Origin of the sequence: Motilibacter aurantiacus, from assembly GCF_011250645.1 — a bacterium.
Classification (GTDB): domain Bacteria; phylum Actinomycetota; class Actinomycetes; order Motilibacterales; family Motilibacteraceae; genus Motilibacter_A; species Motilibacter_A aurantiacus.
Map to the genome: position 1 here is coordinate 14,439 of NZ_JAANNO010000023.1, position 19,849 is coordinate 34,287.

Annotated in this window: 21 protein-coding genes, 1 tRNA gene and 1 pseudogene; 8 read left to right on the forward strand and 15 right to left on the reverse strand. The window is 73.7% G+C overall.

Translation table 11 applies throughout. From position 1 onward, the window contains the following. Positions 1–43 precede the first annotated feature (43 nt). The 8 genes from G9H72_RS20325 to G9H72_RS20360 all read right to left on the reverse strand — a co-directional run bounded on the left by G9H72_RS20325 (position 44) and on the right by G9H72_RS20360 (position 7,817). Positions 44–1,222, reverse strand: a complete 1,179-nt coding sequence (locus G9H72_RS20325; RefSeq protein ID WP_166174607.1) for a hypothetical protein — start codon at positions 1,220–1,222, stop codon at positions 44–46. A gap of 122 nt (positions 1,223–1,344) precedes the next feature. Continuing rightward, positions 1,345–2,130, reverse strand: coding sequence for a sulfotransferase (locus G9H72_RS20330; protein ID WP_166174609.1), 786 nt, complete (start codon positions 2,128–2,130; stop codon positions 1,345–1,347). Between the two features lie 63 nt (positions 2,131–2,193). Continuing rightward, positions 2,194–3,654 (reverse strand): M20/M25/M40 family metallo-hydrolase, encoded by a 1,461-nt coding sequence (locus G9H72_RS20335; RefSeq protein WP_166174646.1) that lies wholly within the window; start codon positions 3,652–3,654, stop codon positions 2,194–2,196. Positions 3,655–3,801: 147 nt separating this feature from the next. Then, positions 3,802–5,157: an alpha/beta hydrolase family protein gene (locus G9H72_RS20340; protein ID WP_166174611.1), complete on the reverse strand. Its 1,356-nt coding sequence runs from the start codon at positions 5,155–5,157 to the stop codon at positions 3,802–3,804. Next, the gene (locus tag G9H72_RS20345; protein ID WP_166174613.1) at positions 5,154–5,489 is read right to left on the reverse strand and encodes a hypothetical protein; all 336 of its coding nucleotides are present in this window, start codon (positions 5,487–5,489) and stop codon (positions 5,154–5,156) included. Before G9H72_RS20345 ends, G9H72_RS20340 begins: the two co-directional genes overlap by 4 nt. Before the next feature lie 213 nt (positions 5,490–5,702). After that, positions 5,703–6,224 carry a DUF1360 domain-containing protein gene (locus G9H72_RS20350; protein WP_331272465.1) on the reverse strand — a complete coding sequence of 174 codons (522 nt, stop codon included), beginning with the start codon at positions 6,222–6,224 and terminating at the stop codon, positions 5,703–5,705. Beyond that, complete coding sequence (locus tag G9H72_RS23280; protein ID WP_331272466.1) at positions 6,221–6,745, reverse strand: DUF1360 domain-containing protein; 525 nt, start codon at positions 6,743–6,745, stop codon at positions 6,221–6,223. Before G9H72_RS23280 ends, G9H72_RS20350 begins: the two co-directional genes overlap by 4 nt. Next, on the reverse strand, positions 6,738–7,817 hold the full coding sequence (locus G9H72_RS20360) for an SDR family oxidoreductase (RefSeq protein WP_166174618.1): 1,080 nt from the start codon (positions 7,815–7,817) through the stop codon (positions 6,738–6,740). The genes G9H72_RS23280 and G9H72_RS20360 overlap by 8 nt, the downstream gene beginning before the upstream one ends. Positions 7,818–7,905: 88 nt before the next feature. Here G9H72_RS20360 and G9H72_RS20365 point away from each other — a divergent pair, with 88 nt between their 5' ends. Together G9H72_RS20365 and G9H72_RS20370 are read left to right on the forward strand one after the other, a co-directional pair. Next, positions 7,906–9,498 (forward strand): phytoene desaturase family protein, encoded by a 1,593-nt coding sequence (locus tag G9H72_RS20365; protein WP_166174620.1) that lies wholly within the window; start codon positions 7,906–7,908, stop codon positions 9,496–9,498. A 74-nt stretch (positions 9,499–9,572) separates the two neighbouring features. Then, positions 9,573–10,217 (forward strand): LysE family translocator, encoded by a 645-nt coding sequence (locus G9H72_RS20370; protein ID WP_166174622.1) that lies wholly within the window; start codon positions 9,573–9,575, stop codon positions 10,215–10,217. 16 nt (positions 10,218–10,233) lie between these two features. Here G9H72_RS20370 and G9H72_RS20375 read toward each other — a convergent pair whose 3' ends face one another. The 3 genes from G9H72_RS20375 to upp are packed head-to-tail and all read right to left on the reverse strand — an operon-like array spanning position 10,234 to position 12,730. Beyond that, positions 10,234–10,671 carry an SRPBCC family protein gene (locus G9H72_RS20375; protein WP_166174624.1) on the reverse strand — a complete coding sequence of 146 codons (438 nt, stop codon included), beginning with the start codon at positions 10,669–10,671 and terminating at the stop codon, positions 10,234–10,236. 18 nt (positions 10,672–10,689) lie between these two features. Continuing rightward, entirely contained in the window at positions 10,690–12,039 is a 1,350-nt protein-coding gene (locus tag G9H72_RS20380) for a uracil-xanthine permease family protein (protein WP_166174626.1), read from the reverse strand. Positions 12,040–12,091: 52 nt separating this feature from the next. Beyond that, positions 12,092–12,730 (reverse strand): uracil phosphoribosyltransferase, encoded by a 639-nt coding sequence (gene upp / locus G9H72_RS20385; protein WP_166174628.1) that lies wholly within the window; start codon positions 12,728–12,730, stop codon positions 12,092–12,094. A gap of 177 nt (positions 12,731–12,907) precedes the next feature. Here upp and G9H72_RS20390 point away from each other — a divergent pair, with 177 nt between their 5' ends. From G9H72_RS20390 to G9H72_RS20410, 5 genes are all read left to right on the forward strand, one after another. Then, on the forward strand, positions 12,908–13,414 hold the full coding sequence (locus tag G9H72_RS20390; RefSeq protein ID WP_166174630.1) for a tRNA adenosine deaminase-associated protein: 507 nt from the start codon (positions 12,908–12,910) through the stop codon (positions 13,412–13,414). An 82-nt stretch (positions 13,415–13,496) separates the two neighbouring features. Beyond that, entirely contained in the window at positions 13,497–13,943 is a 447-nt protein-coding gene (locus G9H72_RS20395; protein WP_166174632.1) for a tRNA adenosine deaminase-associated protein, read from the forward strand. Between the two features lie 35 nt (positions 13,944–13,978). After that, a complete protein-coding gene (gene tadA / locus G9H72_RS20400; RefSeq protein ID WP_166174650.1) occupies positions 13,979–14,461 on the forward strand; it encodes a tRNA adenosine(34) deaminase TadA in 483 nt (160 codons plus the stop codon). A 35-nt stretch (positions 14,462–14,496) separates the two neighbouring features. Continuing rightward, positions 14,497–14,586, forward strand: a tRNA-Ser gene (locus tag G9H72_RS20405). 279 nt (positions 14,587–14,865) lie between these two features. Beyond that, entirely contained in the window at positions 14,866–15,063 is a 198-nt protein-coding gene (locus G9H72_RS20410) for a hypothetical protein (protein ID WP_166174634.1), read from the forward strand. Between the two features lie 95 nt (positions 15,064–15,158). Here G9H72_RS20410 and G9H72_RS20415 read toward each other — a convergent pair whose 3' ends face one another. The 3 genes and pseudogenes from G9H72_RS20415 to G9H72_RS20425 all read right to left on the reverse strand — a co-directional run bounded on the left by G9H72_RS20415 (position 15,159) and on the right by G9H72_RS20425 (position 18,990). Continuing rightward, positions 15,159–15,668: a hypothetical protein gene (locus tag G9H72_RS20415; RefSeq protein WP_166174636.1), complete on the reverse strand. Its 510-nt coding sequence runs from the start codon at positions 15,666–15,668 to the stop codon at positions 15,159–15,161. A 376-nt stretch (positions 15,669–16,044) separates the two neighbouring features. After that, a pseudogene (locus G9H72_RS20420) lies at positions 16,045–17,171 on the reverse strand (IS110 family transposase). A 904-nt stretch (positions 17,172–18,075) separates the two neighbouring features. Further along, on the reverse strand, positions 18,076–18,990 hold the full coding sequence (locus G9H72_RS20425; protein WP_166174638.1) for an alpha/beta fold hydrolase: 915 nt from the start codon (positions 18,988–18,990) through the stop codon (positions 18,076–18,078). A gap of 84 nt (positions 18,991–19,074) precedes the next feature. Here G9H72_RS20425 and G9H72_RS20430 point away from each other — a divergent pair, with 84 nt between their 5' ends. Then, complete coding sequence (locus tag G9H72_RS20430) at positions 19,075–19,587, forward strand: MarR family winged helix-turn-helix transcriptional regulator (protein ID WP_166174640.1); 513 nt, start codon at positions 19,075–19,077, stop codon at positions 19,585–19,587. 40 nt (positions 19,588–19,627) lie between these two features. Here the strand turns inward: G9H72_RS20430 and G9H72_RS20435 are convergent. After that, positions 19,628–19,849 (reverse strand): hypothetical protein (locus G9H72_RS20435; protein WP_231127605.1); only part of this gene is annotated, 222 nt, incomplete at its 5' end.

Consider the following 19,849-nt stretch of genomic DNA (forward strand, 5'->3'; position numbering starts at 1 on the left):
GTCGGGTCGGTGGTCGGTGGTCGGCGGGTCGGCGCGTGCTGCGTCAGCGCACTGCGCGGGCGGGGCGCGGCCCGGTCGAACGCAGGCTGCCGAGGCGTCCCAGCAGGTCGAACCAGAAGCGCGCGCCGGGCACCAGCGCGAGCCAGCTGAGCAGGAACCCGAGCCCGAGCCGTACGCCGAACCACACGTCGGCGCCCCCGTTGCCCGTCGCGCTGGCCAGCCCGCGGGCCTCCGCCCACGTGCACGCGGTCGCGTCCTCGCCGGCCTGGGCGCGCAGGGCCCGCGCGGTCGCCGTGCAGTCGGCGACGCTGCCCCAGCCGACCGGCAGGCCGGAGCCGCGCAGGCTGCCGATCTCGCGGCGCACCTGCGCGAGGCACTCGTCGGCCTCACCCCCGCAGTCGGACGCGGCCAGCGCTTGCGTGACGACGGCCTCGCGCAGCGCCTGGTCGGTGTAGAGAGCGCGCGCCACCGACACGGTGTTGACGTTGCACAGCACCACGACGAAGAACCCGACGGCGAGCGAGATCCAGCGGACCCGGCGCTTGTACCAGCCGGACACCCGGTCCATGTGGTCGTCGTACCAGTTCTCGACGTTCTCCCGGAAGGCCGCGACGTCGCCCTCGGTGTTCTTCAGCAGCGTCTGCATCGACTGCTTGAACATGGTGCCCTCGGGCAGCGCGCCGACGGCCCGCTCGAGCGCGTCGAACGTCGTACGCCCCTGCTGGTCGGGGATGAGCAGGTCCACCACCGCCTGGGCGAACGACCGGGACGGGGCGTACGACGGCAGCTTGCGCAGCTCGCCCCACCGCCTCGGGGCGGCCTGCGCGAGCTGACCCTTCTGCCCCTGGTTGCGCAGCAGCGGTGACCCGAGCAGGGCGACCGAGACCTGGCGGAGCGCGGCGTCCTCGTCCGACGTCACCGCGGGCGCGGGCTCGGCGAGCGCCTCGGTGTTGTCCAGCGCCTCCGGGCTGCCGGGCGGCGGCGCGCAGGGCAGGGCGTGCTCGATGCCCTCGCGGAAGCCGCGGAACGCGTCGGCCGGCGCGGGCGCGGCGGGCGCCGCGGCCGCCCTGCCGTCGACCAGCGTCCGGATCCCGAGCAGCAGGAAGCGCGCCCGCAGCCCGAGGAACCGCGCGATCCCCTCGGTCACGATCGTCGTGACTGCGGCGGCGACCGCGTAGACGAAGACCAGGCCGACGGCGACGTCGAGCAGCAGGGAGTCCACGCCGCCTCCGTGGTCGCGGGACGAGTACGGTGCGGACCTGGCGTCCGCGCCGGGCACAGCGTCCACCCGACGCACCCGGGACGTCCACCACTTGCCGGGTGCGCCCGCGGCGTCCCGTCCGGTCAGCCGGCGGCGGCCAGCCCGGCCCGCGTGCGCAGCTCCGCGTACACCTCGGCGATCTCGCCCTCCGGCGGCGCCCCGACCGGCGACCGCTGCAGCTCGGGATCGATGAAGGAGCGGTCGAGCTCGGTCTCGAGGGCGTCCTCCAGCTCGCCGAACCCGGTCCCGTCGAGGATCGCCGCGTAGTGGACGAACACCCAGCGCCGACCCTCGCCGCGCTCGCTGTCGGCGAGGTGCAGGCACCGCCGGTAGTTCGACGCCCAGACGGCGAGCGCGCCCTCGAGCCCGAGCCCGAGGTCGCCCTGGTCGGTCATGGTGAGGATGCTGCGCGCCGTCGCGCTCGGGTCGCGGAAGACGCAGACGCGCACGGAGTCGGCCAGCGCGGGGTCCCAGGCCTGCAGGGTCCAGGAGAAGCGCGGGTCCTTGCGCGCGGTCGGCCCGTCGGTCGGCGGCAGCCGCAGGTCGTCCGCGAGCGCCTCGGGACGCGCGACCGGGACGGCGGCCGGCAGCGCGGCGAGCCAGCGCTCTCCCTCCCGCAGCGGCCGTGCCGCGAGCGGCCGCCCGTCCGCGGCACGCAGGACGTCGGTCGTGTAGGGGGCGAGCAACTGCTCGTTGAGCCGGTTGATCCGACCGGACTCGAAGTAGCCCTTGGGGTTCGAGGGGTCGGCGCGCAGCAGGGTGCGGCCGAGGTGGTAGCCGGACCCGGCGAGCAGCCCGCTGAGCAGGCTCGTGCCGCTGCGCCCGCAGCCGAGGACGACGCAGGAACGGGGGGTGGACGGTGCGGACATGGGGCGCACCCTATGAGGTGGCTCCTCCTGCGTCCGCGCATCGGGACGGCCGTCTCACGAGGCCTACGGGAACGGGAACACGGCCGGGCTGCGCAGCCCCTTACGGCCGATCGCCCGGACCCCGAAGACCACGTTGTCCTTGGACAGGTCGATCGTCGCCCGGTTCACCAGGCCGACCTCGATCGCGTGGGTCCACAGCGGCTCGTCGGTCGGCCGCCAGACCACCTCGTAGCCCTCGGTCAGCCCGCTGCCGTCCAGGGCCCAGGTGAGCACCGTGTCGTTGGTCAGGGTGGAGGTGATGACGCGGACGTTCGCCGGCATCCCCGGTGCCTGCGACAGCGACCAGAGCGACGCGAGGTTCACCCGCGCGACCCGCGCGATGTAGTCCCAGTCGCAGAACTCCGGCAGGTCCCCGTACACGACGCCGTTCTCCGTGCGCAGGTCCTGGTGCTGGTGGGCGAAGTCCTCGTTGGGCTCGGTGAAGCGCACGGCCGGGTAGCCCTGCTCCAGGAAGGCGGTGTGGTCACCGCCGCGCAAATAGCGGTCGAGCCGGTAGATCAGCCGGACGGACATCCCGGTGCTCTTGTTCTGAGCCACCTCGGCGATGAACCGGCCCAGCTCGCGGGCGGGCGAGTCGTTCTCGCCACCGATGGAGCGCCGCGTCGACGCCCGGGAGGCGCTCTCGTTCGGCGGGATGCCCTGCACGAAGCAGCGGACGGTGTAGCGCTCGCGCTTGCCGTCGTCGCCGGTGCTCGAGCCGATGATGTCGTTGTTCAGCATCGCCTGGACGTCGACGTTCGCGGCCCGCAGCCGGCTCGCCATGTAGCGCCCGCCGTAGAGGTTCTGCTCCTCGCCGGCGACGGCGACGAACAGGATGGTCGCGTCGGGGTCCTTGGTGGCGAGAACGCGGGCCATCTCCATCACGGCGGCCACACCGGACGCGTCGTCGTTCGCCCCGGGGGAGTCGCTCGTCGCGTCCAGCACGTCGGTGACGCGCGAGTCGTAGTGGCCGGAGACGACGTAGACGCGCTCCGGCTGACGCGAGCCGCGCAGGGTGGCGATGACGTTGCTGATGACCGTGGGCGTGGGGATGCGCGACGCCGGCTGCTGCAGGTAGGACTGCGTCTCGACCGTCATCCGGCCGCCGGACGCGGCGGCGTAGCTGCTGAGCTCGGCGAAGATCCAGTCGCGCGCGGCGCCGATCCCGCGTACCGGGTCGTCCTGCGCGGACAGCGTGTGCCGGGTGCCGAACGACACCAGCTTGCGCACGATCGCCTCGATGCGAGCGGGGTCGATCTCGGCGAGCAGGTCGCGCAGGTCGTTGTCCGGCTTCTGCGGCCGGATCCTCTTGCCGGGCCCGTCGGGCCAGTCGACCGTCGCGCTCCACGGCAGCTCGGGGTCGGGCTCGTCGGCGTGGGCGGCCTGCCCGGGGAGCTGGGTGCCGACCAGCCCGGCAGCGACCGCCGCGGAGCGGGTGAGGAAAGCACGTCGAGACGCCGCTCCCGGGGCGTCGTCCGGCTGCATCTCGTCGTCCGTCCGCGAATCGGGCACAGCGGTCCTCCGCACCTGGCGTGCTGGTGCTCCTCGGGCCGGGAGCGCCCCACCTGACCACAAACGCATTTTTCCGGTCAATAGCTGACCCGGCAGGGAATGTGAATTCTCGGTTTCGGGTCAATCGCCGGCCCGCTGCACGGCGTAGCGTTCTTGGCGGGCCACCGTCCCCGGGACGAAGAAGCCGGAAGCCGCCTTCCCCCACGCGCGCACCGAGGGGTCCTCGTGCGGCAGCCGCTCGGCCGCCCGGGCGTACCCGTCCAGTGCGTGCTTGCCGCCCGTGGTGCTCGGCACGCTGTCGAAGCGCACGGTGGTGAGGTCGCGCCCGGCGCGGTTGGGGCGCCCGTCGAGCGCGGGGACGAGGTCGCCCCGGTCCTCCAGGGCCAGCACGGGGACCCCGTGCCCGGACGGCAGCCGGCCCAGCGGTGACCCGGCCGTCACGACGGCCGCGACGCGGAAGCGACGGCGTACGGCGGGGTCGGCGGCGAGCCCGGCCGCGACGATCCCGCCCTGGCTGTGCCCGACGAGCAGGACGGGGGCGTCGGGCGGGACGCCTGCGGCCTCGAGAGCGGCGACCACGCCGTGGGCGTACGCCGTGGGCCGCCCGCTGACGGCGTGGACGTTGGTCGCCAGGTCGCGCACCCGAGGGCCCGGGCGCAGCGCCCAGGACTCCGTGCCGGGCAGCTCCACGACGTAGCGGACCGTCCCGTCCGGCGCCGTGAGCCGGCGAACGCCGATCTCCCCGGGCGCGGCGCCCGCGGAGCGGCGCTGCCGGCGGCCGACGCCGCGCAGCAGGTCGCCGACCCCACGCGGAGCGACGACGTCGCCGGGCTGGGCACTCCCGCCCGCCGTCAGGGCCGGCCGACCGGCGGGGAGCAGGCCGCGCGGGCTGCGCAGCGCGCCGTCGAACGTCACGGCTCGGGGCCCGGCCCGGCTCCCACGTGGCAGCGGGGCCCAGAGCCCGAGCCCGGCCGCGACCCCGGGGAGGCCGGCGGCGAGCGGCTCCACGAGAGCGGGGTCGGCCAGCCGCTCCAGCCCGCCCGCCCCGCCGAGCGCGAGGGCCGGCGCCGCGACCGGGGCCACGACCGGGAGCGCCGCGCCGACCGCCACCCCGACGCCGTTCAGCGCGGCGTCACGTCCCAGCGCCAGCGCCTCGTCCGCCGCTCTGTAGGCGGCGACCGCAGCCTGGAGCGCCCGGGCGAGCCCTTCGGTCGCGAAGGCCGCCCCACCCAGCCCGTCCGGCCCGGCGGCCGACAGAAGCGCGCCCTCCGCCTCGAGCGCGCTTCCCGGGGACAGCGCGAACGAGGCCGCGAGCGCCGGGTCGACGGCGGCCCGGGCCGCGTCGGCCAGCGCCTCGCGCAGCGTCACCGCACCGGCCCGCAGCATCCCGGCAAGCGCGTGCAGGTCGTCGTAGTGCGCCGACACGCCCCCGGCCCCGCCCGAGACCGCGAAACCCGTGGGGCCCGTTGCGCTCACCGCAGCCTGCCGGTGACCGCGTCGGCGGCGTCCTGCACCGCCCCGGCCGCGGCGCGCACGCCGCCGAGGACCACGGCCGCGATGTCCTCCTCGCGCCGGCGCACCTGGCGGGCGTGCCGGGCCAGTGCGGCGGCCGCGTCGTCCAGCCGGTCGGCTGCGCCGACGAGCGCGCGGGCGTGCTCCTCGGCCCGCTGGCGGAAGCGCGCCGCCGCCGAGGACGCCCACCGCACGCCCGGCACGGCTGCCACCAGCCGGGCGTGCTCACGGCGTACCTCGTCGGCCGCGCGGCCCACCCGCCGCGCGAGGTCGTCGAGCGGCTCACCGAGGGACATCGGGCGCACCGGGCGTGCAGCGGGACGTTCGCATGCCCGGTGACGCTAGGCATTCGGCGCATGCGGCGTGGACGGTCGCCGGCGGTCGGTGGACGGGCGGGGCCCGGGTGGCCGTCCTGTGGACAGGCGGCACTGGTGCTCCCACCGGGCGAGGCGCGCGGCGCCCACTGCCGTCAACGACAGCAGGCGCCGCACGTCCGCGGCGGGCAAGCCCTACGTCGCCGACTCCTCGAGCTTCGCGTACGCCAGCTGCAGCACGTCCGCGGCCGTGACCGCCGTGAGCACCGCCGCCGCCATGCGCGTGGCGCGCGGGGCAGCGACGAGGCCGAAGGCGAAGCCGGTCGCCGCCCACTGCCCGATGCAGAACGGGCAGGTGACCAGCTCCCCGATCGCCTTGCGCGGGCCGGAGCCGCGGACCTCCTCGGCCAGCTCGGCCTCGCCGCTCGTGCCGACGAACCTCGTGAACGGTGCGCGCAGCGGGCTGGTGACCGGGTCCTTCGCGATCAGCCGGGAGAGCTTGTGCGTGGCGACCGACACCAGCGCGAGGTCCGCCGCGGAGACGCGCTCGGGCAGCTGCTTGCCGGTGGCGCGCAGGGCGAGCGCGCCCGCCCCGACCGCGGCGGCGTACGTCCCCATCAGCGCGACGAACGAGCCGAGCGGCCGCTCCTCGCCGCCGGTGTAGGCCGCCTTCTCGGCGTGGATGGTGCGGACGGGCGCGGGCTGCTCGCCCGTCACTTCTCCGCCGCCTGCTCGGCCTGCGCGTAGAGCAGCTGCAGGAAGTCGGACCCCGCGACCGCCGCGAACACCGACGCGACCGCGCGGGTCTGGCGCGGCGCCAGGAAGAGCCCGGTCGTGAACGACGTGGCGATCCACTGGCTGAGGCAGAACGGGCAGGTGAGCAGCTCGCCGAGGGCGCGCAACGGTCCCTCGACGCGCATCTCCTCCTTGAGCTCGCTCGGCCCCGAGACGCCGGCGAACTTCACGAAGGGAGCGCGGATAGGCGAGGTGATCGTGCCCTTGGTGATGACACGGGAAGCCTTGAAGGTCGCCGCCGCCACCAGTGCGATGTCGGCAGCAGAGATCCGCGTATTCCGCTTCCGGGAAGCCGCGAACGTCAGAGCGCCCAGCCCGATGGTCGAGTAGGCGGTGATCAGGGTGGCGTAGGAGCCGAGCGGGCGGTCCTCGCCCTGTGCATAGGCGTGCTTGTGCTCGCGCGCCTTCTCGGTCAGCGAGCTCACGAACGGCGGTTCAGCCACGGAAGAGGCCCCATCTCGGCGAGGTTCGGGAAGGACCGGGCAGCAGGGCCGCTGCCCGGGCGGCGACACCCGACACGAGGGTGGCCGACGTGATTGCGAGGGTCGTGCCGACTCCGACGACCGCGCGCGGCAGGACCGGCGGGACCCACTCGACGGTCCGCGGCTTGGCCTGGCCGTCGAAGACGCCGTGCGCGCCGTGGTCGCCGGGGAGCGGGGCGTACAGGTTGTCCGGGCGGCCCTGCTCCTCCGGCTCGTCGACCTGCTGGGACTCGAGCCCGGACCGGCCGAGGTAGCGGTCGAGCAGCCCGGGCGCGACCTTGTCGCCGAGGATGGTCAGCGCGGTGATGGGCGCGACCCAGTACTCCCGGCGGCTGCCCTCGGCGGCCTTGAGGACGGCCTGCGCGGCGACCTCGGGCTGGTAGATCGGCGGCACCGGCATGGCCTTGCGCGGCATGTAGGACTTGTTCATCCGGAACTGCGGGGTGTTGATCGCGGGCAGCTGGACCATGGTCAGCGTGACGCCGCTCTTGTCGTGCAGCAGCTCGGCGCGCAGCGAGTCGCTCAGCCCCTGGATGGCGTGCTTGGCCCCGCAGTACGCGGACTGGCCGGGGATCCCGCGGTAGGCCAGCGACGAGCCGACCTGCACGATCCGCCCCCGGTCGCGCGGCTTCATCCGCCGCAGGGCGGCCCGGGTGCCGTACGCGGTGCCGAGGTAGGTGACGTCGGTGACCCGGGTGAACTCCTCGTCGGTCATCGACTCGAAGCGGCCGAAGACGGTGACCATCGCGTTGTTGACCCAGACGTCGATCTCGCCCAGCTCGTCCTCGACCCGCTGCGCGGCCGCCTCGACGGCGTCGGCGTCGGCGACGTCGCACTGCACGGCGAGGGCGCGGACGCCCCGGTCCTGCAGCTCCTGCTCGGTCGCCCGCAGCGCGTCCTCACCGCGGGCCAGGACCGCGACGTCGTAGCCGGAGTCGGCGAACGCCCGCGCCGTCGCGCGGCCGACGCCCCCTGTGCCACCGGTGACGACCACCACCCTGCCGCGGCCGCGGCCCTTCCCGTGCTCTGCCATGCTCCGTGGGGTACCCCTGGGCCCGGGAGGGCAAGCCAAGCGGAGCCGACAGGAGCTCTCGGGGGCCGAGCACCAGGAAGGACGACGCATGCCGGAGACCGTCGACGCCATCGTCATCGGGGCGGGGCACAACGGCCTGGTCGCCGCGAACACGCTCGCCGACGCCGGCTGGGACGTGCTGGTGCTCGAGGCCCAGCCGACGCCCGGCGGGGCCGTGCGCAGCGGCGAGGTCGCTGCCGAGGGGTTCACCACCGACCTGTTCAGCTCGTTCTACCCGCTGACCGCCGCGTCGCCGATCATCAAGGCGATGGCGCTGGAGGACTACGGGCTCGTCTGGCGGCACGCGCCGCACGTGCTGGCGCACCCGTTGCGCGACGGGCGGGCGGCCGTGCTGTCCCGGGACCTGGACGAGACGGCGGCCTCGCTCGAGGAGTTCGCGCCGGGCGACGGCGACGCCTGGCGCCGGCTGTTCGAGCAGTGGCTGGACATCAAGGAGCCGCTGCTCAAGGCGCTGTTCACGCCGTTCCCGCCGGTGCGCGGCGGGCTCGGCATCGTGCGCTCGCTGGGCCTGCCGGAGACGCTGCGCTTCGCGCGCTTCGCGGTGACGCCCGTACGCCGCTACTCCGAGGAGCGCTTCTCCGGTGAGGGCGCGGGCCTGCTGCTCGCGGGCAACGCGCTGCACAGTGACCTGTTCCCGGAGGGGCCGGCCAGCGCGCTGTTCGGCTGGCTGCTCTGCATGCTCGGCCAGGACGTCGGCTTCCCGCTTCCCGAGGGCGGGTCGGGCCGGCTCGTCGACGCCATGGTCGAGCGGCTGAACGCGCGGGCCGGGCAGCTGCAGGTGTCGAGCCGGGTGGAGTCGGTGCTGATCCGCGGCGGCCGCGCGGTCGGCGTGCGGACCGCCGGCGGGCAGGAGGTGCTCGCCCGGCGGGCCGTCCTGGCCGACGTGTCCGCCCCGATCCTCTACAAGGAGCTCGTGGGCTACGACCACCTGCCCGCCCGGATGCGTGAGGACCTCGACCGGTTCGAGTGGGACGACGCGACGGTGAAGGTGAACTGGGCGCTGTCCGGGCCGGTCCCGTGGACGGCCCGCGGCTGCGCCGGCGCCGGGACGGTGCACGTCGGGGTCGACTTCGACCAGCTCACCGACTACGCGAGCGACCTCAAGACCGGCCGCGTGCCGACCCACCCGTTCATCCTCTTCGGGCAGACCACGACCGCGGACCCCACCCGGTCGCCGGCGGGCACCGAGTCCGCGTGGGCGTACACCCACCTCTCGCGCCGCGGCCCGCTCGACACCGAGACGGTGGACGCGCACGTGGCCCGGATGGAGCTGACGCTGGAGGAGTACGCCCCCGGCTTCCGCGACCTGGTCGTCGGCCGGCACGTGCAGCGCCCGTCCGACCTGCACGACTCCGACGCCAGCCTGGACGCCGGGGCCATCAACGGCGGGACCTCCGGCCTGCATCAGATGCTCTTCTTCCGGCCGACTCCGGGGCTCGGCCGCCCGGAGACGGTCATCTCGGGGCTCTACCTCGCCTCCAGCTCGGCCCACCCCTCCGGCGGCGTCCACGGCGCGCCGGGCTGGAACGCGGCGCGCGCGGCGCTGTCGGCCAACCGGGGTACGGGACGGCTGGCCGCCAAGGGCGTCGTGGCGGCCACGCGCTACCTCGCCCGGGGGTAGCAGCCGGCCGATAACCGGGTGCCTTTCCCCGGCCCCGCCTGGAAGGCTGGCGCTCCTCGACGGAGGGAGCGGTCATGGTCGGCACCGGCGCGGTCGTGGGGGTCGCCCTCGTGGCGCTCGGCTTGGTCCTGACGCCCGGGCCGAACATGGTCTACCTGGTCTCGCGCTCGGTGCTGCAGGGCCGGCGGGCCGGGATGGTCTCGCTCGCGGGTGTCGCGGCCGGCTTCTGCGTGTACGTGGTGGCCGCCGCCGCGGGGCTGGCCGCCGTGTTCGCGGCCGTGCCGGCGGCGTACACCGTGCTCCGGGTCGCGGGGGCGGGCTACCTGCTGTGGCTGGCCTGGAAGGCGCTGCGCCCGGGCGGGGTGTCGGTGTTCGACCCGGCCCCGCTGCCGCCCGACCCGCCGCGGCGGCTCTTCGCGATGGGCCTGCTGACCAACCTGCTCAACCCCAAGATCGCGGTTCTGTACGTCTCGCTGCTCCCGCAGTTCGTGGACCCGGAGGCCGGCGCCGTGTGGGCGCAGAGCCTCGTCCTCGGCGCCGTGCAGGTGTCGGTCGCGCTGTCGGTCGACGTGCTCATCGTGCTGTCGGCGGCAACGCTCGCGGCGGCGCTACGGGCCCGCCCGGGCTGGCTGCGCGCCCAGCGCTACCTCATGGGCGGGGTGCTCACCGCCCTCGCGGCCCGCATGCTCGCCGACCGGACGCGCCCGGCGGCCGCCTGACGGCCGGCAGCTGAGGTCAGGGGCGCCGGTTCTCGGCCAGCCGCGCCAGGCGCCGCAGGGACTCCTTGTTGCGCGGGGCGATGCTCGCCCAGCGCAGCGGGGCCGGAACGAAGCGGCCGGGCCCCTCGCTGGCGTCCTCGCTCATGGTGACCCGCGTCCCGTCGCCCTCGGGCGCGAGCTCGAGCACCACGTCCGCCTCACCGAGCGGCCAGCCCCGCGCGCGCAGGTGCAGCAGGCGAAGAGGCTCGCACCGGCGGCTGTGCGTCGTGTCGTCGATGGTCAGCGGCCAGGCGCCGACGCTGTGGTGGATGCGGGCGCCCTCCTCGGGCCAGCCGCGGTCGACGTCGCGGATCGCCGAGGTGCCGACGACCCAGTTCGCGTACGCCCAGCCGTCGACCAGGACGGCCCAAACGGCTTCGGGTGACGCCGGGGTGAAGCGCTCGACCGTGACCATGTCGCGACGCCTACCCCGTCAGCGCGGGCCGGAAGCGGGCGGCGTGGGGGGAAGGACGGACGGCGGGCGGGTGGTGGGGGCCGTCTCCGCCGCGGTCTCGCCGCCGCCGGCGTACCCCGCGGTGCCGGTGCGCCGGCCGAGGAAGCCCAGCACGTGGAAGGCGACGACGGCGCCGAGGGAGCCGAGGGCGATGCCGCCGAGCGTGACGTCCCCGGCCGTCCAGGTGTAGTCGGCGATGCCGATGACCAGCGCGACCGCGGCGGTCATGAGGTTGGCGGGGTCCTTGAAGTCGACGCGGGCCTCGACCCAGATGCGGGCGCCGAGGATGCCGATGAGGCCGTAGAGGACGGTCGTCGCGCCGCCGAGCACCCCGGCCGGGATCGTCGCGATCAGCGCGCCGAACTTCGGCGAGAGGCTGAGCAGGATCGCGATGACGCCGGCGACCCAGTACGCCGCGGTCGAGTAGACGCGCGTCGCCGCCATGACGCCGATGTTCTCCGCGTACGTCGTGGTGGCCGACCCGCCGCCGGCACCCGCGAGGGCGGTGGCCGCGCCGTCGGCGACCAGCGCGCGCCCGACGACGTCGTCCATGGGCCGCCCGGTCATGGCCGCGACCGCCTTCACGTGGCCGACGTTCTCGGCGACGAGCACGAGGACGACGGGGAGGAAGAGGCCGACGACCGAGAAGGAGAAGTGCGGGGCGGTGAGCTCGGGCAGGCCGACCCAGTCCGCGGCCCTGACGGGGTCGTAGTCGAGCTCGCCGCGCACGGCGGCCACCGCGTACCCGACGAGGACGCCGAGGAAGATCGACAGCCGCCCGGGCAGGCCGCGAAGGAGGACGCCGAGCAGCAGCACGGCCAGCAGGGTGACGAACGCGGTGACCGGCGCCGCCTCGAAGCTGTTCTTGGCCGTGGGCGCGAGGTTGAGCCCGATGAGGGCCACGATCGAGCCGGTGACGACGGGCGGCATGACGAGGTCGACCCAGCGCGAGCCGACGACCTGCACGATCGCCCCGACCACGGCGAGGCCCACCCCGGCGAGCACGATGCCGCCGAGCGCCTCGGGGATGCCGCCCTCGGCCTTGGAGGCCGTGACCGGGGCGATGAAGGCGAAGCTCGACCCGAGGTAGCTCGGCAGCCGGTTGCCCGTGATGACGAGGAAGAGCAGCGTGCCCAGGCCGGAGAAGAGCAGCGTGGTCGCGGGCGGGAAGCCGGTCAGCAGCGGCACGAGGAACGTCGCGCCGAACATCGCGACGACGTGCTGGGCGCCGATGCCGGTGGTGCGCAGCCAGTCCAGGCGCTCGTCCGGTGCTACGACGTCTCCTGCCGCGACGTGCTTGCCGTCGCCGTGCACGGTCCAGAGCGCCATGGGGCCCACTCCTTGCTCGTCGCTGTGATCTGGTGCGGGCCGGGCGCAGCCGTCAGGCGATGCCGTAGAGCCGGTCGCCCGCGTCGCCGAGGCCGGGCACGATGTAGCCCTTGTCGTTGAGCCGCTCGTCCAGCGCCGCGGTCACGACCGTCACCGGCGTGTCGAGGCCGGCCAGCTCGCTCTCCAGGTGCTCGACGCCCTCGGGGGCGGCCAGCAGGCAGATGCAGACGACGGAGCCGGCGCCGCGCTCGGCCAGGAGGCGTACGGCCGCGGCCAGCGTCCCGCCCGTCGCGAGCATGGGGTCGAGCACGAAGCACTGGCGGCCGGCCAGGTCCTCGGGCAGCCGGGTCGCGTACGTCGAGGCCAGCAGCGTGCCCTCGTCGCGCACCATGCCGAGGAACCCGACCTCGGCGGTGGGCAGCAGCCGCATCATCCCGTCGAGCATCCCGAGCCCGGCGCGCAGGATCGGCACGACGAGGGGCTTGGGCGACGACATCGTGACGCCGGTCGTGGCCGTGACGGGGGTGACGATCTCGAGCGGCTGGACGCCGACCTCGCGCGTCGCCTCGTAGGCGAGGAGGGTGACGAGCTCGTCGGTGAGCAGCCGGAAGGTCGGCGAGGTGGTCTCGCGGTCGCGCAGCACGGTGAGCTTGTGCGCTACCAGCGGGTGGTCGACGACGTGCGTGCGCATGGGCGGAGGCTAGCGACCGCCGGGCGGTGCCCGACAAGGAGGGCGCCCGCCGCGGCCCGGCCCGGCCCGGGCTCCGCGCCCTGCGGCGAAGTGGTGTCCGGTGTCACAATGCCCGAATGAGTGGCAGATGCCGCTTCCCGAAGGACCGCTGTCGTTTCCCGAGCGCCGGAGGCTTCGATGTCGGACGTTGACGCGGGGCCCGGCCTCGGCCTGGACGCGGGCACCGATTTCGCCGTGGCCGCCCACCGCGACGAGGGCGTCTGGCAGGTCGCGCCGCTGCCTGCACGGGCGGCGGAGGACCTCTGCGCGCTGCTCGCCACCCTGCGCCAGCGGCCGCCGGAGGCCGGCCCGCTCGCGTTCGTCGCCGTCGACGACGACTTCTTCGTCGCGGCCCGCGTCGTGCAGGGCAAGACGCGGCTGCTCATCTCCGACGCGACCGCCGCGGTCGAGTGGCCGATCGCCCGTGAAGTGCTCGACACCCTGGGGGTGCCGGTCCCGGAGGACGACGAGGCCCGGCCCGCCGGCGACCTCGGGCTCTTCGCGGACCTGGGGCTGCCCGCCGGTGAGGTGCGCGACCTGTGCGAGGACTTCGACCTCTACCCGGACGAGGTGTGCCGGGAGATGGCCGACCGGCTCGGGTTCGGGCCCCAGTTCGAACGGTCGCTCAGGCCCATGGTCCTCTGAGCCACGCCCAGCTCAGCGGGTTTCCCGCCTCGCGAGCGGGACACGTGTCGGTACGTCCAGCTCTTCTCGGGAGGGAACAGCCTTGCCGTACTTCACCGCGTTGCTCTCGCGCAATGGCGGCGGTCAGTGGCGTGCACGCGACGTCGACGTCGAGGGGCACGAGGACGTCGAGAGCCTGACGGAGGCGGTGCGGACCGCGTCCGGCGGTGACGCGCAGGCGCTGCTGCTGCTCGAGCACGAGGACGAGTGGTTCGCCCTCGCGCGCGTCGACGACGGGGAGGACACCCGCGTGTTCGTGTCCGACCCCGCGGCGGCGGCCGCGTCGCCCTACGGGCCGGCCCTCGGCCTGGACCCCGAGGTCGACGAGGACGACGACCCGTCGGGGGACGCCGACGTCGTGGCCGACGCGGGCATCCCTGCCGAGGAGCTGCTGCGGCTGGCCGGCGAGGACGGCGTGGGGGTGTCCGAGGCCGTTGCCGCCGTCGCTGAGGCGGCGGGCTTCGGCGAGGTCCTCGACGCGATGCGTTGAGCACGCCGGCGGGACGGGCGGCGTACGAGGCCTGGATGCGCCGCGCGCTCGACGAGGCGGCGCTCGCACCCCTGACGGGGGACGTGCCGGTCGGGGCGGTCGTGGTCTCGCCGGCCGGGGACGTCATCGGTGCGGGGCGCAACGCCCGCGAGGCCGACGGCGACCCCACCGCGCACGCCGAGGTGCTCGCCATCCGCGCCGCAGCCCAGGTGGTGGGTGAGTGGCGCCTGTCCGGCTGCACGCTCGTCGTCACCCTCGAGCCCTGCACGATGTGCGCGGGCGCGATCGTGCTGTCGCGGGTGCCCCGGCTGGTCTTCGGCGCCTACGACGAGAAGGCGGGCGCTGTCGGCTCGCTCTGGGACGTCGTACGCGACCGCCGGCTGAACTCGCGGCCCGAGGTCGTGGGCGGCGTCCTCGAGGCCGAGTGCGGCGAGCTGCTGCGCGCCTTCTTCCAGGCCCAGCGGGCGACCGGGCTGCCCCCTGCGGGGATGTCCGAGGTGCCGCCCGAGGTGGGCTGAGCGCGCGCCGTCGGACAGCCGCTATGCTTCTTCGCGGTGGCGTGTCCGAGCGGCCTAAGGAGCACGCCTCGAAAGCGTGTGAGGGGGCAACTCCTCCGTGGGTTCAAATCCCACCGCCACCGCCATGGGCTGCCGTCCTCGGGTCGAGCAGCCGCCGACGGACGTCGGTACGGCCCGGGTCACGTGTCCTGAGGACGCGGGATCCGGGCCTTTCTGTTTCTGCGTACGGCGGGTCGCGGCCGGCCGGGCCTGTCCATCGAGGGGGCCGTCCGGCGCTGCCGTTCGAACGTACGTTCGAGACGTGCGATCCTCGACGGGTGGCCGGCGGCATGGGGTGGAAGCGTGGCCCGACCCTGGCCACGCGGACCGAGGAGGCTCGCGCCGCCTCAGCCCACGGTGGCGCCGTGGCGGTGCGCCCGGTCCACTGCTGGGTCCACGACCCGCCGGGGCATCCGGGCGTCTGGCCCGGCCTGCTCATCGCCCGACAGCGCCGGTCTGCCGGGGGCCGGTGGCGCGGACGGGTCGTCTTCATCGTCAACACACACGACGAGCCCGTGCTCGTCGAGGCCTGGCTCGACTTCGTGTGTCTGCGGCCACTGTGAGCCGTCGGGGCTTGTCGCGTCGTGGCGGTTTCACGGACATGCCGAAGAGCGCACGGCCGTTGTACCGCGTGAAGTACCCGGACGCGCCTCGCCGGTTAGCAAGAACCGCGAGCGAAACCAGGTGCCGTCGAGGCCTGCCACACGTACTCCTCGTGCCCCACCCGGTCGAGCGAGAGCAGAGCCGTGAAATCTCCCAGCGACCTGCTCGAGCACAGGAGCGAGACCCCGCCAGCAGGGGCCGTCGGACCGGCAGTCAACGGCGGCCCGCCACCCCTGTCGTCGAGGGGCTCTAGCTGCTCGATCTCCCACCCAGCATCTTTCGCCACCTTCACGAAGTGAGGTAGCAGCTCCGCGGCCGCTGCTGCTGAGGTGAAGGTGCGAGACGCGACCGGGATGTCAGGGTCGTCGGGATCGCAGCCGCCGCCCCGCTCCACAGCGCTTACGCCGTCCGGCAGGTCCTCGAGCACCGGCAGCTCATCCAGCCGCTCGAACTCGTCGGCAGCGTCCCCTTCGCACCCGGTGGCGTTCGATCCGCAGGCACTGAGAACACCTGCGACGGCGACAGCAGCAACAGCGACACCCAGGTGACGGAATAGAACGGGCACGCAAACGACACTAGTCCGCGGTCATGCCGCGGGGAGGGCGACGCCAGTCGGCCTCGACGTTGCGCCGATCGCGACGACTCTGATGGGCAGGTCGTCGATCCTCACTCGCTGGCCACGCCTACCCGGTGAAGGCGGCGACGACGAGGGTCAGTCCTGCGATCTCAAGCACAGCGACTAGAGCCAACCGCACCGAATGCCGCTTCAGCAGTCCTCTGTCCCGATACGCGAGCACCCCGAGGCACACCGCGAACAAGCCGTAGACGAGGCTCGACCAGCCCACCGCGGCCCCCTTGTATCCAGATTGTCGCGAGATGAATCTTGCCCCGGCTGTCTCCCGCTCATGGCTCCTTTCTGTTGTCAAGGTGGCGGCGAGAGGTCAAGCTGTCAGTGCTGCGGTGGGGCTCGGGGTCGGGGTGATCTTGGACAGCTGGCGGCGGGCCGCTGCGGGGCCTGGGCCCGGCATGGCAACGGGCGTAGGGTCGGTTGTGGCGGGTCCGGGAAGTGACTTCTCCGAAGCGCCGGTATCGGGGTTGTAGCCGGCCGCGCTGGAGCCAGTAGACGCCCCCGCTTGTCCTCTCGGGCCCGTCACCTCGTCCTTGCCGTGTTCGCGTTTCTGGTCGTTCACGAGCTGGCGATAGACCACGTCGGAGAGCCGGCGCTTGAGCGCGCGCATCGCCTCCATCGCGCTCTTGCCTTCGGCGCGTTTGCGGTCGAAGTAGCGGCGGCCTTCGGTGTCGTGACGCAGCTGGACGACCGCCATGATGTGCAGCACCCGGTTGATCCGCCGGTTCCCGGCCCGGGACAGCCGGTGCCGGCGCTGGTCCCCAGACGAGGCGTCGATGGGCGCGGTCCGTTCCAGGACGCGAAGTGCCCTTTGGTCGGGAACCGGGACACGTCGCCGATGTCGCCGAGCAGCCGCGCCGTGCCGGACGGGCCGATGCCGTTCAGGTCCAGCAGGCTCGACCCGGTCGCCTTCACCAGCTCGGTCAGCTGGCGCTTCGCGGTCTTGACCCGGGCGTCGATCGCGTCGAGTTCGGCGAGCAGCTCGACCGCGAGCTCGACCCGCGTCGCAGCGACCACATCGGCGGGCTGCACCTCGCTGAGCAGCGCCTTTGCCTGCATAGCGGACAGGAACTTCTTGGCGCCGCCGGGCACCAGCTCGGTGAGGAGGCGGTGCAACCGGCTCACCGTCAACGTCCGAGCGGCTCCGAGCTCGTCGCGCCGGTCCGCGAGCAGGCGCAGCGCGACGGTCTCGTCGTCGACCCGGACCCGCGCCAGCCGTGGAGTGCGTAGCGCTACGACGGCGACCGAGTGCGCGTCGGTCTCGTCGGTCTTGCGGCCCTGCCCGGTGGAGAAGACCCGCGCCCGCGCCGACAGCTTGGCCGGCACGTCGACCACGGGCCCGCCGTCGGCCACCAGTCGCTGGGCGAGGTGGCGGCCGACGCCCTGGCAGCCCTCGACCGCCCACAGCCGGTCAGGCCACGCCCGCCCCGCGGCGAGCAGGTCGCGTTAGCCGTCCCGGTCGGTGCCGAACCTGCCGACGAAAGGCACCGTCTCGTGCTCATCCAGCACTTCGATGGTGGCGGACCGCTTATGCGGGTCCATCCCAATGACAACTCGTCCCACCGCTGATTCCTCTCGCCGAACCGGACTTGAGGTTGCCGACGAGGAGGGCAGCGCTACTTCGAGCGGGACAGACCTTTCTTGAGCCTCACCTCGTCACGGTGACCGGCGGGACGCACGCCATGTGAGAGCCACGCCAACACGTCGCGGGCAGCCGCAGTGAGAGCGACCCCGCCGGACACCTCGACCCAGCCTGGCCGGGCTCGAGCCGTACGTCGACCATAAGTAGCCGCGGTGCGCGCGTAGTTGCGCGTTAACAACCCAGGACGGGACCGCGGGCGGAACCGCCGGCCACCGCCTCGCCTGAAGGGGCTGCGGGCGACCTGTGCACAGTGGGCAGAGCGCTCCAGCTCCAGGCGCATGCCGCGGAGTGCGGTAGCGGAGGGGACTGCCCGGGTTCCCTCGTCTCCTGACCTCTGAGGATCTTCTCCTTGCTGGAAGGGCCGGCGTCGCGCCCACCCCGTTCCCGCCGGAGTTCCGTGGTGACGTCGTCGCGGTCGCTCCCAGCAGCGAGGCGTCAACGGCGCAGGTCATCCACGCTTCGGGCGTTGAGGGGACCGTCCAGTCCTTGGTCCGCGTGACCGGCCCTGGATGCCGGCCTCGGGTTTGAGTCGCGATGGGCTCTTGGCATGACAGCGAGTGCGGTCGTCTCGTCCGCGGTCGTCGTGAAGTAGACCTCGAGCGAGCGGCGTCCGCACGTGCGTGCAGATTCCGGATGCACGTTTGGGCGCGCCGGCGGCGTGGCTGATGAGGGCCTCCCGCGGGCGGCTGGGTGGGCCCCGCCTCACGAGCGCTGGCGGACGGCAGTGGGCAGGGCGTCGGCGTCCTGGAAGAAGGGCAGAAGGGCAGCGGCGACCTGGCCCGGGGCCTCCAGGGCGGCGTAGTGCCCCACGCCCTGCAGTTGGACGGAGCGGACGGTGGAGCCGACGGCTGCGGACAAGGTGGACTCCGTGAAGGCGCCACCGCCGGCCCCTACGGCCAGGACGGGTGCGGTGAGCGGGCGCGTCGCGGCCAGGGCGATGATGTCCGCACCTTCACCCAGCATCGAGCGGTAGAGGCCACTGGCACCCCGGAACCCTCCAGGTCGGGAGTAGGTCCGGGCGAACTCGGCCACGTCATCGGCACTGACCGACCCCGGCACGGCCGTCATGGCAGGGAAGGCGAAGTCACCGAGGAACTCACGCTCCCGCCCGGCGAGCAGCATCTCCGGGATGCCCGGCGCGGCCAGGACCCCGATGTGCCACGCACCTGCGCGGGTGACGTCGGCGAGCGCCTCCAGGCCGAACCCGGCCAGGCCCATCTCGATCGCGGTGAGGCTCAGGACGTCCGCGGGGTGGCAGCTGGCGAACCGGAAGACCGCCCCACCGCTGAGGTCCTGCCCCACGACGTGGACTGGGCCGAGGCCGAGATGCTCGACCAGGGCGTGCAGGTCCCCTGCGGAGGTGGTGCTGTCGTAGTCGCCGGGGCCGTTGTCGGAGTCGCCGAACCCTCTCAGGTCGACGGCGATGACGCGGTGGTGCTGCGCCAGCAGCGGGATGAGCTTGTGGAAGGCCCACCACGTCTCGGGGAAGCCGTGCACCAGCAGGACGGGAGAACCGGTGGCCCCGGCTTGGACGTGATGCAGCCTCGTCCCGTTGACCTCGGCGTGGTGGTGGCTGACCTCGGGGATGGTGGCCGGGGTGACGGCGGACGTGGACATGGCTTCTCCCTATGGACAAGTAGCTTGTCGGATCAGGTTAGACAAGATGCTTGTCGATGTCCAGGGGGTGGCTAGGCTGGACCGGTGTCACGCTCCGGTGCCGACCTGGCCCTCCTCCTGCTAGGGGGGTTCCGCTCTCTGGTGGAGTCCGCTCAGGAGGAGCTCAGCCGGCGCGGGTACGACGACGTGCGACCGGTCCACGACTTCGCGATCCGAGCCATCGCCGCGGGCGCGGACAGCGCCTCGGAGCTGAGCCGGCGTACGTCCGTGACCAAGCAGGCCGCGGCGCAGACGATCAGCGTGCTGCAGGAGCGGGGCTACGTGGTGCGGGAGGCGGATCCCACCGATGCCCGGCGCAAGCGGCTGCGGGTCACCGAGCGGGGCTTCGCCCTCCTCAAGGAGGGGGAAGCGATCTTCGACGAGCTGCGCGAGCAGTGGGCACGGCGGATCGGGAGCGAATCGCTGCGGCAGCTGGAGGCCCAGCTGAGCGAGCTCGTCGGCCCGGCCGCTGTGCGCGTCGATGCACCCGGCTGGGTCGCAACCCAGGACCTCGGCCCGGGAGCGGACATGCCGCAGATTCCCCACCCCGGTGAGTGACCGACCGTCTCGCTCCACCGCTGACCGGCCCGCGCATCGCTCAGCACTCGCCCGTGCCGACGCACGGCTTGTCAGCGGCGCGCGTGCACTCCTCGTCCGGCATGTCCAGCCACGCCGTGGCATGGGGAGCATCGTCCTTGCTCGAGTGCAGGGCCTGGCCTGTCACCACCAGGGCCACCGCGAGCATCACCGACCTCACGCCCCCACAAGTAGCCGCGAATGTGCAGCACGCTGCGGGCCGAGCAATGCCGCGGCCACGATG

Excerpts from the sequence above, each read along its gene's own strand:
- G9H72_RS20345 (WP_166174613.1), bottom strand. The coding sequence starts at position 5,489 with ATGTCCCTCGGTGAGCCGCTCGACGACCTCGCGCGGCGGGTGGGCCGC.
- G9H72_RS20330 (WP_166174609.1), bottom strand. The coding sequence starts at position 2,130 with ATGTCCGCACCGTCCACCCCCCGTTCCTGCGTCGTCCTCGGCTGCGGG.
- G9H72_RS20390 (WP_166174630.1), top strand. The coding sequence starts at position 12,908 with ATGTCGGACGTTGACGCGGGGCCCGGCCTCGGCCTGGACGCGGGCACC.
- tadA (WP_166174650.1), top strand. The coding sequence starts at position 13,979 with ATGCGCCGCGCGCTCGACGAGGCGGCGCTCGCACCCCTGACGGGGGAC.
- G9H72_RS20375 (WP_166174624.1), bottom strand. The coding sequence starts at position 10,671 with ATGGTCACGGTCGAGCGCTTCACCCCGGCGTCACCCGAAGCCGTTTGG.
- G9H72_RS20335 (WP_166174646.1), bottom strand. The coding sequence starts at position 3,654 with ATGCAGCCGGACGACGCCCCGGGAGCGGCGTCTCGACGTGCTTTCCTC.
- G9H72_RS20380 (WP_166174626.1), bottom strand. The coding sequence starts at position 12,039 with ATGGCGCTCTGGACCGTGCACGGCGACGGCAAGCACGTCGCGGCAGGA.
- G9H72_RS20370 (WP_166174622.1), top strand. The coding sequence starts at position 9,573 with ATGGTCGGCACCGGCGCGGTCGTGGGGGTCGCCCTCGTGGCGCTCGGC.
- G9H72_RS20360 (WP_166174618.1), bottom strand. The coding sequence starts at position 7,817 with ATGGCAGAGCACGGGAAGGGCCGCGGCCGCGGCAGGGTGGTGGTCGTC.
- G9H72_RS20425 (WP_166174638.1), bottom strand. The coding sequence starts at position 18,990 with ATGTCCACGTCCGCCGTCACCCCGGCCACCATCCCCGAGGTCAGCCAC.
- upp (WP_166174628.1), bottom strand. The coding sequence starts at position 12,730 with ATGCGCACGCACGTCGTCGACCACCCGCTGGTAGCGCACAAGCTCACC.
- G9H72_RS20365 (WP_166174620.1), top strand. The coding sequence starts at position 7,906 with ATGCCGGAGACCGTCGACGCCATCGTCATCGGGGCGGGGCACAACGGC.